This is a genomic window from Methylosinus sp. is20ea (assembly GCF_059718135.1).
In genome coordinates this window covers 315,996-329,617 of sequence record NZ_AP046088.1, presented here as the reverse complement: position 1 = coordinate 329,617, position 13,622 = coordinate 315,996, and the positions used below count along the sequence as shown (strand labels likewise).

Sequence of the window (13,622 nt, the reverse complement as noted above, 5' to 3'; positions counted from 1 at the left end):
CGCAGCTCGCGCTTCCTCTAGTTTCCGTCCTCCTTGTCGAGCGCGTCGCGCAGGCGCGCGAAAGGCGAGGCTCTGGTCGGAGCCTGCGGCTCCTCCTCCTCCTCCGGCGTCGCCGCCTCGGGCGCGGCGAAGCGCGCGCCCGGCTTGCGAGGGTAGGGGTCGAGCGCGAGCGCGAAAAATTCGGCCACGATCGCGCCGAGATCGATTCGCCCGTCGACCAGCGGGTCGGGCGCGTCCTCGTCGAGATCGGCGATATGGCTCGTCCGCGGCTCTTTCGGCTCCTCGGGCTCCGCCTCGCGCCGGCGTCGCGACATGCGTTCTTGGTGACGGTCTTGGCGCCGATCTTGGTGACGATCTTGCGCCGGCGGCGCGGCCTCGGGCGCGAAAGAAACCTCGATCGGCTCGACGACGCGCGCGTCGAATTCCTCGAGCGTGACCACGCAGATCTGGTGCAGATCGGCGGCGAGCTCGCCGGCGACGCGCAGCCCGCCGCGCCCCGCGGGCGTCACCCGCAGCTTCGCCTCGAGGCGGTTCAGCGCAGGCAGGCCATCCGCCTCGGCGAGCGCCGCGCGCTCCTTCGCATCGGCGGCGATGGCGAGCTCCAGCCCGTCCTCGGGAACGTCGACCGCGGCGAGCGGACGTGAGAAAGGCGTTTTTGGCAATTGCAGATCGTCGCTCATTCGCCGCTCCTTCTCTCCGACGCGGTCGCGTCGGCCAGCGCTGTATAAATATAGATGGGCGCCGCGCCCATTGGTCGAAGCTTCGCCATTTTCCGGCCATTGATACGGTCGAAGAGGCTCGGACGCCAGCCCGAGGGTTGCGCCGGAGGCGTCGCCGCTTGCTTTCGCGCGGAGCGAGAGTTAGGCAACGTTTCGAACATTGTCGCGATAGAGGTCGGCCTCGAGAGCGAGGCTCAGCGCGGAGACGGAAATGGGGTCTTTGGGTTCGCTCGTCGTCGTATCGCGACACGCCCGTCGCTTCGCCGCCCTCGCGCTGCTCGCGGCGCCGCTCGGCGGTTGCCTCGGCTATGACGGCGTCATCAATCGCGGAGCGGTCATCGAGGAGCGCAAGGTCGCGCAGGTGAAGGTCGGCATGGCGGCGCCGCAGGTGCTCGCTCTGCTCGGCACGCCGTCGACGACATCGACGATCGGCGGCGACGCCTGGTACTATGTCAGCCAGCGAATCGAGCGCGAGCTCGCCTTCCTGCCGTCCGAGGTCGCCGATCAGCACATTCTCTCGGTCTATTTCGACAAATCGAAGAAAGTGCAGCGCATCGCCGACTATGGGCTGAAGGACGGCAAGGTCGTCGATTTCGTCACCCGCACGACGCCGACCGCCGGCGCCGAGTTCAATTTCATCCGCAATATGCTGGGCAAGCTCACGAGCTTCTGAGCATTCGACAAAAAATCGAGCTTTTTCAACCAGAAGCGTGGCTGTGTCGATTTGGCGCCAATGTGGCGGGCGATTCGGCGGCCGCCCTCCGTACGTAGCGGATCGCTTCATTTTTAAGGGCTTGCGGGAATTACGGAGCCCTGCCCGAATGTGACGCTCGCGTGACGCGAGCAGTCGATTTTTCGCCCCTCGCGGTTGCTAGCCTCTGTCTCGTCCAAACAACAGCGAGGAATGAAACAGAGTGTCTTTCGAAGCGATAGCTCCTGCCGTTCGCGGCGAAGCGTCGGCGCCGAAATGGTCGCGCTTTCTGCCCGTGCTCAACCGCGCAGACGCGGACCGCCCCCTCACGGGGGCCGACGGATCCGTTCACATGCTCCTGCGCGCTTTCGCCATAGCGTCGGCTCTCGCCTTCGCTCTGGTGGCTGCGCTGCTGTCTATGCCGGACGGCTGGGGTCGGTTCAGACTGTCGGAGGCTTCGCGCGCCGGCGCGCAAAGCCGGCGGGCGCCGCCGCCTTTGTTCTTCTTGACCAATCGCGGTCTCACCGATCAACCTCTCGACGCCGATGCGGCCGAGGCCATAGGCGAGGCGGTGAAGGCCTGGTCCGGCTCCGCCGACGCGGCGGACGAGGCTCCATCCGGCATGGCCGGCGCGGCGCCGGCGGTGCTGCAATTTGGTCCGGTGCGCGTCGCCCGCGCCATTGTCGAGCATGTCGTGCAGGCGGCCCGCACCACGGGCTCCGATCCGGCGCTGCTGATGGCCATAGCCGACAAGGAGTCGAGCTTCGCGCCCAAGGCCAAGGCCAGCACCTCTTCGGCGAGCGGTCTGTTCCAGTTCATCGATTCGACCTGGCTCAAGGCCGTGCGCATGTTCGGCCGCAGCCATGGCCAGGAAGCCGCGGCGCAGGCGATCGGCGGCGATTATCGCGTCGCGCCGCAGAAGCGCTCCGAAATCCTCGCCATGCGCAACGACCCTTATCTCTCCGCTGTGTTCGCGGCCGAGATGCTGAAGCATGACGGCGAGCGCATCGCCGAGCGCCTCGGCCGGCCGCTGACGGCGGGCGAGACCTATCTCATCCACTTCCTGGGGCCGGACGACGCCGCGCGCTTCATGGCGAAGGTGGAGGAGGCGCCCAATTCGCCGGCCGCCAAGCTGCTGCCGCGGCCCGCCCGCGCCAATAAGCCGATCTTCTTCGCCCGCGAGGGCCGCAAGATGAAGCCGAAGTCGGTGAGCGAAGTGCATGAGGCCTTCGAGACGATGATGGGCAAGCGCTCCGATCGTTACAAAGGCGTGGAGCGGCAATTGCCGGCCGCGGCGCTCGCCTATACCGAGTGAGCCTCGTTCGAGGAAAGTGAGAAAGGCGGCCCGCGGGCCGCCTTTTTCGTGAGAATCCTAGTTATCAATCAGCCATTGAATTCTTTTGACGCGCGTGTCGTTGTTCTGAAGATGACAGTCTGCTTCCGGCAACCAACGAACATTTTTCAGGAAGATTCTCTAGTGCTAGCAGCGCCAGTTGAACCAATGTTGACGGGGGATATTCAGACTTCTCCCAACCAACGACCGTTTGTCTGGAGACGCCCAGGGCTAATGCAAGCGCATCTTGGGTAAATTTGTTCCTGCGTCTCCACTCCCTGATGTCATCGACCAACATGTTTGTTCCCGAACGGTTCGATGGTGGTTGTCGAATCGCTGGCCTCAAATCGGGCTTTGAGAAAGTTGAAACTGAAACTTCGAGCCCTGTGGATAATCCGATGAAAGCCGTTCCTCGCTACGTTTTGAAGAAAGTCCGGATGTTGGATGTCGGGTTTTTGGACATATTTCGCGCTTTTGGTCATTTCACCCTATCCATGATTCAATAAGGGAGCCTGACCATAGGGGATCAAGTGTTAAAAAATAGATAACACCGCAGTGGTCGCGGGCGCTTTTAAACTGCATGCTGCGTCAGTCTCGATTTCGAAAGCGCCTGTCCATCGGCTCTCGCCAATTCGCGCCAGCGGCTGGGCGCGAGGCCGCTCCAGTGCTCGAAGGCGCGGGTGAAATGCGCCGGATCGCTATAGCCGAGCCGGGCGGCGATCTCGGTGATCGAGAGCTCCGGCCGGCGCAGCAGACCAATCGCGCGGCGCTGGAGCGTGTCGCGCAGGAGATCTGCGTAGCTCAGCCCGAGATCGCCGAGCCGACGCTGGAGCGTGCGCTTCGACAGTCCGGCGCGCCGCACGACGGTCTCGAGCGTGGGGCGGCCGCCGAGCAGCTCCAGCTCGATCAGCACGCCGATCTTGCCGGGAAGATCGTCCGGCGCCGGAATGTCGAAGATGCGGGCGATCTCGTCGGCGCCCAGCCCGTCGCCCGCGCCCAGTCGCGGATTGACCGTCATCAGCAGCCGCTGGTCGAAGACGATCGAGCCCGGGGCGTCGCAGAGCACGATGTCGGCGCCCATCTGCTCGCCGATCGATCGTCGCGCGCTCGCCGGCACGCCGCCGAGCATCACGCGGCGCGGCAGCCAGCGCGCGCCGGCGAAATGCCGCACGAGCGCGATCATATACCAGACGGCCAGCATCTCGTTCTGCGGCCGGCCTTCCGTCGCGGGGTCGTCGAGCTCATAGGACCAGACGACCTCCTCGCCCTGTCGTCGTAGGACTAGCCGCGTCGCGCTCTGCAGCATATGTGGCAGGCTCGTCCCGGCGCGATGGATGGCCTCGAGCAGCGTCGGCGCCTGCGTCACCCATTTGCCATAGACGCCGAGGCCGGCGATCGACGTGCGGCGGCCGAGGCGGGCCGCGAAGGCCGTGTCGCCGAGCTCGCGGGAGGAGGCCGCGAGCAGGCTGCAATGATCGCGCAGCGGCAGCAGCGTGTCCGGCGATTCGAGCAGGCCGATAGGCAGCTCGGCGCGGCGAAACACGCGCTCGATCGAGCCGCCGGTAGCGGTGACGACCTCGGCGATCGGCCCCAGCGTGCTCGCGCGTGTGTAGCCGGTTTGTCGCATCTGCCCTCGCGCGCCATGGCCGGGCGTTTTCGGCATGTCCTGGCAAGCGTCGCCAGCGGCCGGACGATAACATTCCCTATCGGCTCACCAAGGCCGATCGATCGGGGGATTTGCCCGAGTTCGGGGAGGATTTTTGGACATGTGCCTCTATTGTCTCGGACGCGCGTCGGCTGGATTGTCTCGGCGCGAGATGCTGCAGATGGGCGCGCTGGGCGCCGCTCTGCCTTTCATCGCTCCGGCCGCGGCGGCCGAGAGCGCCGAGCGCGAGCGCGCCGATTTCAAGCGCGATATGGCGGCGCTGATCGCGCGCGCCCATTCGGGCGAGCTCGTCTCCTATCGATTGTTCGAGATCGATGGCGACGATCTGCCCTGGATCGACCTCGGCCTCACCGCGGCGAAGGGCCAGCAGGTCAGCTTTCTCGTCACTGGCCGCATGTGGATCGCTCGGCCCTATGACCTCTGGTTCGCGCCGGGCCTCGTCTTTCATGCGCGCACGCGTGGCAAGAGGCCGATGTACAGCCCCGGCGTCGATACGGGCACGATGATCGCCGCCCATGACGGCCCGCTGGAGATCGCCCGCTCCGCCGCGCAATTCGCCGATGCGGATGGCAGGCTATGGACGCCCGAGGCGGAGTATCGCAAGCAGGAGGTGAAAATCCTCGGCGTCGCGCTGCTGTGGAAGGGCGATGCGGCTCGGGGTCTCGAGAGCCTCGCCGCGCATGGCGACGTCGACGGGCTGTTGGCGGCGGAGATCGCGCGGCTGCAACGCGGCCGCAAATTGCCGGAAGGCTGGAACGACCTCTTCAGTCTCGGCGGCGGCGCCGAGGTGTTCGGCCGCGAGGCGAATGGCGAGATCGTCTGCGAGAGCGCCGGCTCCGCTTCCATCATAGAGCGCCCGCTGCCGCTCCCTTTCGCCACGCGTCCCAAGCTCGGCTGGCGCTGGAAGATCGATCAGCTTCCTTCGGCGAAAGCGGAGGATGCGCCGCCCTTTCACGACTATCTCTCGATCGGCGTGAAATTCGAGGACGGGCAGGACCTCACCTATTTCTGGAGCGCCGGCCTGCCGACCGGAAAGGTGTTCCGCTGTCCGCTCGCCGGCTGGAGCGCGGTCGAGACTCATATGGTCGTCGATTCGGGCGCGGCGGGCCTCGGACAATGGCGGGAGCTGGAACGCGACGTCGCCGCCGATTACGCCGCCCATATCGGCGGGCCGGCCAAGGCGATCAGTCACATTTGGCTGCTGGCGGTCACGCCCTTCCAGCGCCGTCGTGGCGCCTGCCGCTATGCCGACATTCGCGTCACGACGGCGGATGGGGCTGTGACGAGGCTCTAGCTACTTGCTCCAGCGTTCGGCGGCGGCGTCGTCCTTGGCCTTGGCCTCGACCCAGTCGCCGACGCTGCCGTCGGCGCGATGCTCCTTCTTCCAGAAGGGGGCTCTGGTCTTCAGATAATCCATCAGAAATTCCGCCGCGGCGAAGGCCTCGCCACGATGGCGCGCGGCCGTGACGACGAGCACGATTCTCTCGCCCGGCAGAATGCGCCCGTGGCGATGGATGACAGTGAGCGCCGATAGCGGCCAGCGGGCGAGGGCCTCCTCGGCGACGCGGGCGATTTCGGCCTCGGCCATGCCGGGATAATGCTCGAGCTCCAGGGCGGTGAGCGTCCCGTCCTCGTCGCGGCACAGACCCGTGAAGGTGACGATCGCGCCTATGTCGCGGCGTCCGTCCTCGATCAGCGCGGCTTCATGGGCCGGATCGAAGGGTGCGGATTGGATGCGGATGGTGGGGGTCATGAGCGAATAGCGAGTAGCGAATAGCGAGTAGGACTATTCGCTACTCGCTATTCGCTCCCCTTATCCTCCGGTCATCGGCGGAAAGAACGCGATCTCCCGCGCTCCGGCAATCGGCGTCTCATGGCGCGCATGAGTCTTGTCGAGCGCCGCGCGAATGACGGCGGCGTTCTCGAAGGCGTAGGCGTAGCTCTCGTCCTTGGTCTTCAGCCAAGCGATGAGCTGGCCGACGGTCGCGACCTCCGGGGGAGGGGAGAGATCCTCCTCGGCGCGGCCGATTCGCTCGCGCACCCAGGCGAAATAAAGGGCCTTCATCGCGCCTCATCCGATCCGAAATGCGCCCAGCCGGCTCTCATATAGTCATAGCCGGTGTAGAGCGTCAGCAGCGCGGCGATCCACAGCAGCACGCTGCCGATGTTCACCGTGCCGGGCAGCACCAGCTCGCCGGCCGGGCCGGCGATGAAGAAGCCGAGCGCGAAGAGCTGCAGCGTCGTCTTCCATTTGGCGATGGCGCTGACCGGCAGCGGCACTTTCAGCTCGGCGAGATATTCGCGCAGGCCCGAGACGAGCATCTCGCGGCAGAGGATGATGAGCGCCGCCCAGATGGTCGGGCCGGAGATCGTCTGATCGGCGACCACCATCAGCAGAGTGGCGGCGACCAGCAGCTTGTCGGCGATGGGATCGAGCATGGCGCCGAGCGTCGACTGCTGCGCCCAGGCGCGGGCGAGATAGCCGTCGAAGAAATCGGTGATGGCGGCGGCGGTGAACACGCCGAGCGCGGCCCAGCGCATCCAATGCTCTTCCGGCCATTGCAGCAGACCCGCGACCACAGGCACGGCGACGAGCCGGCCATAGGTCAGAATATTGGGCAGTGAGAGCGCGCGTCCGCGGCGCGGCGGTATGGCCGTCGATGTCATGCCGGGAAGGAACATGGCCAGCGCCTCACTTGTCAATAGAAGAGACGGCCCTCGGCCGGGCGCGCGGCCGTCCTACGGCCGCCCGACCTGTCGAGTCGCGGCGGGAAACTTCGGCAAATCCGGCCTTTCGGCGGGTTGCGCGGGCAGGCGGGGCCGTCGCCGCGCCGCGCACAAATTTTAGACGGGAGGCGAAGATCAGCCGCCGCGTTGGAAATGATCGAAGACGAGCCGCGCCGTCGCCTTGTTCACGCCCGGCACATTCTCGAGGTCGCAGAGCGCGGCGCCGGCCACCGCCTTGGCGGTGCCGAAGGCGAGCAGCAGCGCCCGCTTGCGCGCCGGGCCGACGCCTGCGATCTCGTCCAGCGGATTTTTGGCGAACTCCTTCTTGCGCCGCGCCCGATGCGTGCCGATGGCGAAGCGATGCGCCTCGTCGCGCAGGCGCTGGACGAAATAGAGCGCCGGATCATGCGGCGGCAGGCGGAAGGGCTCACGCCCTTCCACGAAGAACATCTCGCGGCCGGCGTTGCGATCCGCGCCCTTGGCGATGGAGGCGATGGTCACGCCCTCGAGGCCGATCTCCGCCGCGACAGAGCGCGCCGCGTCGAATTGCCCGCGGCCGCCGTCGATGAGCACGAGATCGGGCTTCGAAGGAAACGCGTCTTGCGCCTCCTCCTCCGGCTTTTCGACGTCCTTGGCGATACGGGCGAAGCGGCGCGCCAGCACCTCGCGCATCATGGCGTAATCGTCGCCGGGCGTGATCTCGGCGCTCTTTATGTTGAAGGTGCGGTAATGCGTCTTCATGAAGCCGGTCGGCCCGGCGACGATCATCGCGCCGATCGCCTGTTGGCCGCCCGTATGGGAATTGTCATAGACCTCGACGCGGCGCGGCGGCGTCTCCATGCCGAACATCTGCCCGAGCGCGACGAGCAGCTTCTCCTGGCTCGCGTCCTCGGTGAGCTTGCGCGTCAGCGTCTGCTTGGCGTTGGTCAGCGCATGATCGACCAGCTCGCGCTTCTCGCCGCGCTGCGGCGTCGCGATCTCCACCTTGCGGCCGAGTCTATCGGACAGAGCCTGCGCCAATAGCTCGCGATCCTCGATTCCATGGGAGAGCAGCACGAGCGGCGCCGGCGGATGCTCGCCATAGAATTGCGCGAGGAAGGAGCCGAGCACTTCTTCTTCCGTCAGGCTCTGGTCGGCGCGCGGGAAGTAGGCGCGGTCGCCCCAATTCTGATAGGCGCGGAAGAAGAAGGCCTCGATGCAGAAGCGCCCGGCCTCCTTGGCGATGGCGAAGACATCGGCCTCCTCGACGCTGTGCGGATTGACGCCCTGCGTTCCCTGGATCAGCGACAGCGCCGATATGCGGTCGCGCAGCCGCGCGGCGCGCTCGAATTCCAGGCGCTCCGCCGCCGCGGTCATCTCCGTCGCGAGCTGCTCGCGCACGGAGCGGCTCTTGCCGGTGAGGAAGTCATGAGCCTCCTGCACCAGCACGGAATAATCCGCGATCGAGATTTCGCCCGTGCAAGGCCCGGCGCAGCGCTTGATCTGATAGAGCAGGCAGGGCCGCGTGCGATTTTCGTAAAAAGAATCGGTGCAGGAGCGCAGCAGAAAGGCCCGCTGCAGCGCATTGAGCGCGCGCCCTACTGCGCCGGCGTTGGCGAAGGGGCCGAAATAATCGCCTTTCCGCGCCCGCGCGCCGCGATGCTTGGTGATCTGCGGCGCATCATGGTCGCGCGCGATGAGAATATAGGGAAAGCTCTTGTCGTCGCGCATCAGCACGTTGAAGCGCGGCTTCATCTGCTTGATGAGATTGGTCTCGAGCAGCAGCGCCTCGGTCTCGGTCTCGACCGAGATGAACATCATCGAGGCGGTTGCCGAGATCATGCGCGCGATGCGATTCACATGGCCGGCGAGGCGCGTGTAGCTGGCTATGCGCTTTCTGACATTCTTGGCCTTGCCGACATAGAGCACCTCGCCATTCTCGGCGATCATGCGATAGACGCCCGGCCCGTTGGGGGCGTTCCTCCAATAGGATTTGATGACGCCGACGCCGCGCTTGACGCTCTCGGGCGTATCGGCGGCGAGCTCGGGCGCGGCGGCGCCTTCGGCCTCTTCCGCGAGGTCCTCTTCGCGTTCCTCTTCCGGGTCGAGGGTTTCGGGGAGGTCGGGCGTATCGCTCATGCGCCGAGATTTATGCCCGGCGCGCGCGAATGGGAAGAGCGCGCGAGGGCCGTGGGCTCTGGCGCGCCGCGGCCTATTTCCTCCGGACGGAGGAGGTCCCATGTCCAAAGGCCATGCGCCGCGCGCGATCTTCTGGGTCGCGGTTCTGCTGTTCGTCCTCGCGGCGGCGCTGTCGCTCTTTTATTATCTGTCCCCGCGAGCGACGCTGCGCATCACCACCGGGCCGGCCATGTCGCCCGCCCAGCGCGCGATCTCGACCTTCATTCATGTCGTCTCGGGGACGCATCCTTTCATTCGCATAGAGGAGGTTCCGGTCGCCGATCTCGAGGCCAGCGCCAAGGCGCTCGAGGAGAAGAAGGTCAATCTCGCGATCGTGCGCGCCGATGTCGCGCCGCCCTCCAATGGCCAGACCATCGCCATTCTGCGCCGCGACGTGGTGGCGATCGTGCTGCCGCATGGCTCCTCGATGAAGGACGCCGCCGGCCTCGCCCGCAAGACCATCGCCGTGCCGGAGGGCTCGCTGCAGACGGAGAATCAGCGCGCGCTCGATGATATCCTCGTCTATTTCGATGTGCCGACCGGCAGCGTGAAGCGCCTCGTCCTGCCGCTCGGCGAGGTCGGCCCGGCCATGCGCGCGGGCCGCGCGGCGGCGGCGCTGGCGGTCGGGCCGATCGGGCCGGGGCAGGCGGTCGATGTCGTCTCCGCCGTGGCCAAGGCCATGAAGAGCCCGCCCTCGCTCCTGCCGATGGATCAGGCCGACGCGATCGTGAAGCGCTTTCCGGGCTTCGAATCTGTGGATATTCCGGAAGGCGCCTTCAAGGCGCATCCGCCCGTGCCCGACGATACGGTGAAGGGCCTCGCCGTCACCTATCGGCTGGTGGCGCCTTTTTCGATGCTGAATGTGGTCGCCGGGGCGGTCGGCCGCTCCATCTTCAAGACCAAGGCCAAGCTCGCCGCTCTGTCGCCGGGCGGCGCGCAGATCGAGGCGCCCGATCTCGACGCGCAGAATCCTCTGCTCCCCGTTCATCCCGGCGTCGCCGCTTATCTCGCGAGCGGCGACCAGAGCTTTTTCGATTCGCTCCAGCAATATTTCTACATTATCGGCATTCCGCTCAGCCTTCTGGGCTCGCTGATCGCCGTGCTGATCGGCCTGTGGAACAATCGCCGCCTCGTCGAGGATCAGAATCGCGTCTTCCGCTTGCTGAGCCTGGCCGACGAGGCGCTCGCGGCCGACGGCGCGGGCCTCGAGCGAATCGAGAAGGAGTTCCGCGACATCGTCGCCGATTGCGTGAACAAGCTGGCCGAGGGCGAGGCGGGGACGGACCAATATCCCGTGTCCTCGCTGGCGATCGACCATGCGCGCCGCTCGATCGAGCGGCGGAAGGACGGTTTGCGGGCGGGGTGACCTTTGCGCCGTCCCCGGTAGAATGATCGCTTCGTTTCATGCTGGGGATTCGACCATGCCATCGCCCTCCCGTGTTTTTTCCTGCGCCTGCGGGCGTGTGCGCTGCGAGGCGGTCGGCGCGCCGATCGTGAGCGCGGTCTGCTATTGCTCCGACTGCCAGGAGGGCGGCCGCAGGATCGAGGCGCTTCCCCATGCGCATCTCCTGCGCGATCCCGACGGCGGCACGCCCTATCTCACCTTTCGCGACGACCGTTTTCGCTGCCTCGCCGGCGAGGAGCTGCTCGAGGATCATAGGCTGAAGCCGGATTCGCGCACCCGCAGGGTGGTCGCCTCCTGCTGCAACACCGGCATGTTCCTGAAATTCGATCCCGGCTTCTGGGTCTCGACCTATCGGCTGAGATATGACGGCGAGCTGCCGCCGATCGAGATGCGCACGAAGATCGAGCGTCGCCGCTCGGACTTGCCGCTGCCGCAGGACGCGCCGAGCTATCGCGGCTTTCCGCTGCGGCTCATCGGCCGGCTGATCGGGGCGCGGCTCGCCATGGCCTTCGGGCGATAGGGTATGACGCAGGCGCGGCCGCAGGCGTGAAACCATTCCCGATCCGCGCTATGTTGTCGCGGGGGAGGCGCGTCGGCAGGCGAGGCGCGATAAAATTTCGAGGAAAGCTCGGGTGGGCGAGGACCAGCGCGAAGCATCCGGCCGCAGGCGGCTGAATGCCACACTCATCGATTTGATCGTCCGGCTCGGCGCGCTCGGCGCGCTGGCCTATTGGTCGCTCTTGCTGGTATGGCCCTTCGTCACCATCGTGACCTGGAGCGCCATTCTCGCCGTGGCGCTCTATCCCGTGTTCGAATGGATGGCGGTCCGGCTCGGCGGAGGGCGGCGTCTGGCGGCCGCGGCCATCACTTTTCTAGGCCTGCTCTTCGTCATCGGGCCGGCGACCTGGCTCGGCCTCGGCGTCGTCGACGGATTGCGCGCGCTCGCCGATCGCATCGACGCCGGCGGCGTCTGGGTGCCGCCGCCGCCAGAGACGCTGCGCAGCTGGCCGTTCATCGGCGAATCGGCCTATGAATTCTGGGAGCTGGCCTCCACCAATCTGCGCAGCGCGCTGGCCCAGGCGTTGCCGCAGCTCAAGCCCTATGGCGAGATCGCGCTCGACGCCACGAAAAACGCCGGCGCCGGAGTCTTCAAATTCCTGATATCGGTGATTATCGCCGGCTTTCTGTTCGCGCCCGGCCCGGCGCTGGTGCAGGCCATCAAGACGGCGGTGACGCGTATCGATTCGAAGCGCGCCGAGCATTTCGTGGAGCTCTCGGGCTCGACGATCCGCACCGTCTCGCGCGGCGTCATCGGCGTGTCGCTGCTGCAGGCGGCGATCGGCGGGCTCGGCCTGCAGCTCGCGGGCGCGCCCGGCGCGAGCCTGCTGACGCTGTGCATATTGGTGCTGGCGATCGTCCAGATCGGGCCGCTGCTCGTCGTGGTGCCCTCGATCCTCTGGGCCTGGACCGAGATGAACACGCTGCCGGCTTTTCTCCTCACCTGCTGCATGTTGACGGTGACGCTGGTCGACAATGTGCTGAAGCCCATCGTCATCGCGCGCGGGCTCACGACGCCGCTGCTGGTCATCATTGTCGGCGTCATCGGCGGCGTGCTGGCGCATGGAATCATCGGCCTCTTCGTCGGCCCGGTGGTGCTGGCCGTCGCTTGGGAGCTGCTCAGCGCCTGGGCGGGGGAGGGCGGGGCGGGCCGCCTCGTCCCGACGGCGCAGGCCGCCGCGCCCGAGCCGCGCGCGATCGAGCCGCCGGCCGCGACCGGCCCGGTCGCCCCTATGCCGGATCGCTGAAGCGCGCCGGAGCGCGAAAGCCCCGGTTCACAAATCGGCCGTACTCGATTAGGGTCCCGCGCGGATTTGCGCGTCCCGGCTTCGATCCCATATTGATGAGCGCCCGCTTCGTCAGCGGGCCTTTCGCTATCCGAGGTCCGCTTCAGCGGCCCTCTGAAGAAGGAACCACATGGCCAAGGAAGAACTGTTGGAATTTCCCGGAGTCGTCACCGAGCTGCTGCCCAGCGCGATGTTTCGGGTCAAGCTCGAGAACGAGCACGAGATCATCGCCCATACGGCCGGCAAGATGCGTAAAAACCGCATCCGCGTGCTCACCGGGGACAAGGTTCTCGTGGAGATGACGCCCTATGACCTCACCAAAGGGCGGATTACCTATCGTTTCAAATAATTTCGATTTATGGCGGAGTCGATCGTGACGTCCCACCCGACTGATGCGCGGCCCAAGCTGGTGCTGGCCTCGGCCTCGCCCCGCAGGCTCGAGCTCCTCCAGCAGATCGGCCTCGACGCCGACGCCCTGCTGCCGACCGACATAGACGAGACTCCGCAGCGCAACGAGCTGCCGCGCAGCCTCGCCCAGCGCCTCGCCGGCGAGAAGGCCGCCGCCGCCATCAAGATCAGGGCCTATCAGCCCCAGCTCGAGGGCAGTTTCGTGCTGGCCGCCGACACTGTGGTGGCGGTGGGACGGCGAATCCTGCCCAAATGCGAGGACATAGAGCAGGCCGAGGATTGCCTGCATCTGCTCTCGGGACGGCAGCACCGGGTTTTTACCGGCGTCACGCTGATCACGCCGCGCGGGGCCGAGCGCCGCCGCCTGGTCGAATCGCGCCTGCGCTTCAAGCGCCTCGGCTCGACCGAGATCGACGCCTATCTCGCCTCCGGCGAATGGCGCGGCAAAGCGGGCGGCTATGCGATTCAGGGGCTCGCGGGCGCTTTCGTGGTGCGGCTCATCGGCTCCTATTCGGGCGTCGTCGGCCTGCCGCTCTATGAGACCGCGGCGCTGCTCGCCGGCGAGGGCTATCCGGTGCTGACGCCCTGGTTCGAGCGGGCGTGAGCGCCGCTGGCCGCGCGCCTATGCTGTGGCGGCTCGACGCCCTGCTCTGCCTTTTGACGCTCGCATCT

15 protein-coding genes are annotated in these 13,622 nt (G+C 66.4%); 8 read left to right on the top strand and 7 right to left on the bottom strand.

Going from position 1 to position 13,622, the window contains the following annotated elements; all coding sequences use genetic code 11:
* Positions 1-17 precede the first annotated feature (17 nt).
* A complete protein-coding gene (locus AC6IY7_RS01635) occupies positions 18-680 on the bottom strand; it encodes a YceD family protein (protein ID WP_497781259.1) in 663 nt (220 codons plus the stop codon).
* A gap of 250 nt (positions 681-930) precedes the next feature.
* Between AC6IY7_RS01635 and AC6IY7_RS01630 the strand changes: the two genes are divergently transcribed.
* Both AC6IY7_RS01630 and AC6IY7_RS01625 read left to right on the top strand, forming a co-directional pair.
* Positions 931-1,392, top strand: coding sequence for an outer membrane protein assembly factor BamE (locus AC6IY7_RS01630; protein WP_497781257.1), 462 nt, complete (start codon positions 931-933; stop codon positions 1,390-1,392).
* Between the two features lie 370 nt (positions 1,393-1,762).
* Entirely contained in the window at positions 1,763-2,725 is a 963-nt protein-coding gene (locus tag AC6IY7_RS01625; RefSeq protein WP_497781256.1) for a transglycosylase SLT domain-containing protein, read from the top strand.
* Positions 2,726-2,789: 64 nt separating this feature from the next.
* Here the strand turns inward: AC6IY7_RS01625 and AC6IY7_RS01620 are convergent, their stop codons facing one another.
* Together AC6IY7_RS01620 and AC6IY7_RS01615 are read right to left on the bottom strand one after the other, a co-directional pair.
* Positions 2,790-3,041 (bottom strand): helix-turn-helix transcriptional regulator, encoded by a 252-nt coding sequence (locus AC6IY7_RS01620; RefSeq protein ID WP_497781253.1) that lies wholly within the window; start codon positions 3,039-3,041, stop codon positions 2,790-2,792.
* A gap of 273 nt (positions 3,042-3,314) precedes the next feature.
* Complete coding sequence (locus AC6IY7_RS01615) at positions 3,315-4,406, bottom strand: AraC family transcriptional regulator (RefSeq protein WP_497781251.1); 1,092 nt, start codon at positions 4,404-4,406, stop codon at positions 3,315-3,317.
* 103 nt (positions 4,407-4,509) lie between these two features.
* Here AC6IY7_RS01615 and AC6IY7_RS01610 point away from each other — a divergent pair, with 103 nt between their 5' ends.
* On the top strand, positions 4,510-5,703 hold the full coding sequence (locus tag AC6IY7_RS01610) for a DUF3047 domain-containing protein (protein ID WP_497781250.1): 1,194 nt from the start codon (positions 4,510-4,512) through the stop codon (positions 5,701-5,703).
* Here AC6IY7_RS01610 and AC6IY7_RS01605 read toward each other — a convergent pair whose 3' ends face one another.
* The 4 genes from AC6IY7_RS01605 to uvrC form a co-directional block, all read right to left on the bottom strand.
* Positions 5,704-6,162, bottom strand: coding sequence for a molybdenum cofactor biosynthesis protein MoaE (locus tag AC6IY7_RS01605; protein ID WP_497781248.1), 459 nt, complete (start codon positions 6,160-6,162; stop codon positions 5,704-5,706).
* Positions 6,163-6,222: 60 nt separating this feature from the next.
* Positions 6,223-6,474: a molybdopterin converting factor subunit 1 gene (moaD, locus tag AC6IY7_RS01600; RefSeq protein ID WP_497781246.1), complete on the bottom strand. Its 252-nt coding sequence runs from the start codon at positions 6,472-6,474 to the stop codon at positions 6,223-6,225.
* Positions 6,471-7,091: a CDP-diacylglycerol--glycerol-3-phosphate 3-phosphatidyltransferase gene (gene pgsA, locus AC6IY7_RS01595; protein ID WP_497781245.1), complete on the bottom strand. Its 621-nt coding sequence runs from the start codon at positions 7,089-7,091 to the stop codon at positions 6,471-6,473. Before pgsA ends, moaD begins: the two co-directional genes overlap by 4 nt.
* A 180-nt stretch (positions 7,092-7,271) precedes the next feature.
* Positions 7,272-9,254 carry an excinuclease ABC subunit UvrC gene (gene uvrC, locus AC6IY7_RS01590; protein WP_497781243.1) on the bottom strand — a complete coding sequence of 661 codons (1,983 nt, stop codon included), beginning with the start codon at positions 9,252-9,254 and terminating at the stop codon, positions 7,272-7,274.
* A 100-nt stretch (positions 9,255-9,354) separates the two neighbouring features.
* Between uvrC and AC6IY7_RS01585 the strand changes: the two genes are divergently transcribed.
* The 5 genes from AC6IY7_RS01585 to AC6IY7_RS01565 all read left to right on the top strand — a co-directional run bounded on the left by AC6IY7_RS01585 (position 9,355) and on the right by AC6IY7_RS01565 (position 13,554).
* A complete protein-coding gene (locus tag AC6IY7_RS01585; RefSeq protein ID WP_497781240.1) occupies positions 9,355-10,659 on the top strand; it encodes a TAXI family TRAP transporter solute-binding subunit in 1,305 nt (434 codons plus the stop codon).
* 55 nt (positions 10,660-10,714) lie between these two features.
* Entirely contained in the window at positions 10,715-11,218 is a 504-nt protein-coding gene (locus AC6IY7_RS01580) for a GFA family protein (protein ID WP_497781237.1), read from the top strand.
* A 112-nt stretch (positions 11,219-11,330) separates the two neighbouring features.
* Positions 11,331-12,503, top strand: a complete 1,173-nt coding sequence (locus AC6IY7_RS01575; RefSeq protein ID WP_497781235.1) for an AI-2E family transporter — start codon at positions 11,331-11,333, stop codon at positions 12,501-12,503.
* A gap of 169 nt (positions 12,504-12,672) precedes the next feature.
* Positions 12,673-12,891, top strand: a complete 219-nt coding sequence (infA, locus tag AC6IY7_RS01570; RefSeq protein WP_018266249.1) for a translation initiation factor IF-1 — start codon at positions 12,673-12,675, stop codon at positions 12,889-12,891.
* Between the two features lie 9 nt (positions 12,892-12,900).
* On the top strand, positions 12,901-13,554 hold the full coding sequence (locus AC6IY7_RS01565) for a Maf-like protein (protein WP_497781232.1): 654 nt from the start codon (positions 12,901-12,903) through the stop codon (positions 13,552-13,554).
* The last annotated feature ends 68 nt before the right edge of the window (positions 13,555-13,622 follow it).

Coding starts and splice junctions, on each gene's coding strand:
- AC6IY7_RS01620 (WP_497781253.1), bottom strand. CDS start 3,041: ATGTTGGTCGATGACATCAGGGAGTGGAGACGCAGGAACAAATTTACC.
- uvrC (WP_497781243.1), bottom strand. CDS start 9,254: ATGAGCGATACGCCCGACCTCCCCGAAACCCTCGACCCGGAAGAGGAA.
- AC6IY7_RS01580 (WP_497781237.1), top strand. CDS start 10,715: ATGCCATCGCCCTCCCGTGTTTTTTCCTGCGCCTGCGGGCGTGTGCGC.
- AC6IY7_RS01585 (WP_497781240.1), top strand. CDS start 9,355: ATGTCCAAAGGCCATGCGCCGCGCGCGATCTTCTGGGTCGCGGTTCTG.
- AC6IY7_RS01615 (WP_497781251.1), bottom strand. CDS start 4,406: ATGCCGAAAACGCCCGGCCATGGCGCGCGAGGGCAGATGCGACAAACC.
- AC6IY7_RS01630 (WP_497781257.1), top strand. CDS start 931: ATGGGGTCTTTGGGTTCGCTCGTCGTCGTATCGCGACACGCCCGTCGC.
- AC6IY7_RS01605 (WP_497781248.1), bottom strand. CDS start 6,162: ATGACCCCCACCATCCGCATCCAATCCGCACCCTTCGATCCGGCCCAT.
- AC6IY7_RS01610 (WP_497781250.1), top strand. CDS start 4,510: ATGTGCCTCTATTGTCTCGGACGCGCGTCGGCTGGATTGTCTCGGCGC.
- AC6IY7_RS01565 (WP_497781232.1), top strand. CDS start 12,901: ATGGCGGAGTCGATCGTGACGTCCCACCCGACTGATGCGCGGCCCAAG.
- AC6IY7_RS01625 (WP_497781256.1), top strand. CDS start 1,763: ATGCTCCTGCGCGCTTTCGCCATAGCGTCGGCTCTCGCCTTCGCTCTG.
- pgsA (WP_497781245.1), bottom strand. CDS start 7,091: ATGTTCCTTCCCGGCATGACATCGACGGCCATACCGCCGCGCCGCGGA.
- AC6IY7_RS01635 (WP_497781259.1), bottom strand. CDS start 680: ATGAGCGACGATCTGCAATTGCCAAAAACGCCTTTCTCACGTCCGCTC.
- moaD (WP_497781246.1), bottom strand. CDS start 6,474: ATGAAGGCCCTTTATTTCGCCTGGGTGCGCGAGCGAATCGGCCGCGCC.
- infA (WP_018266249.1), top strand. CDS start 12,673: ATGGCCAAGGAAGAACTGTTGGAATTTCCCGGAGTCGTCACCGAGCTG.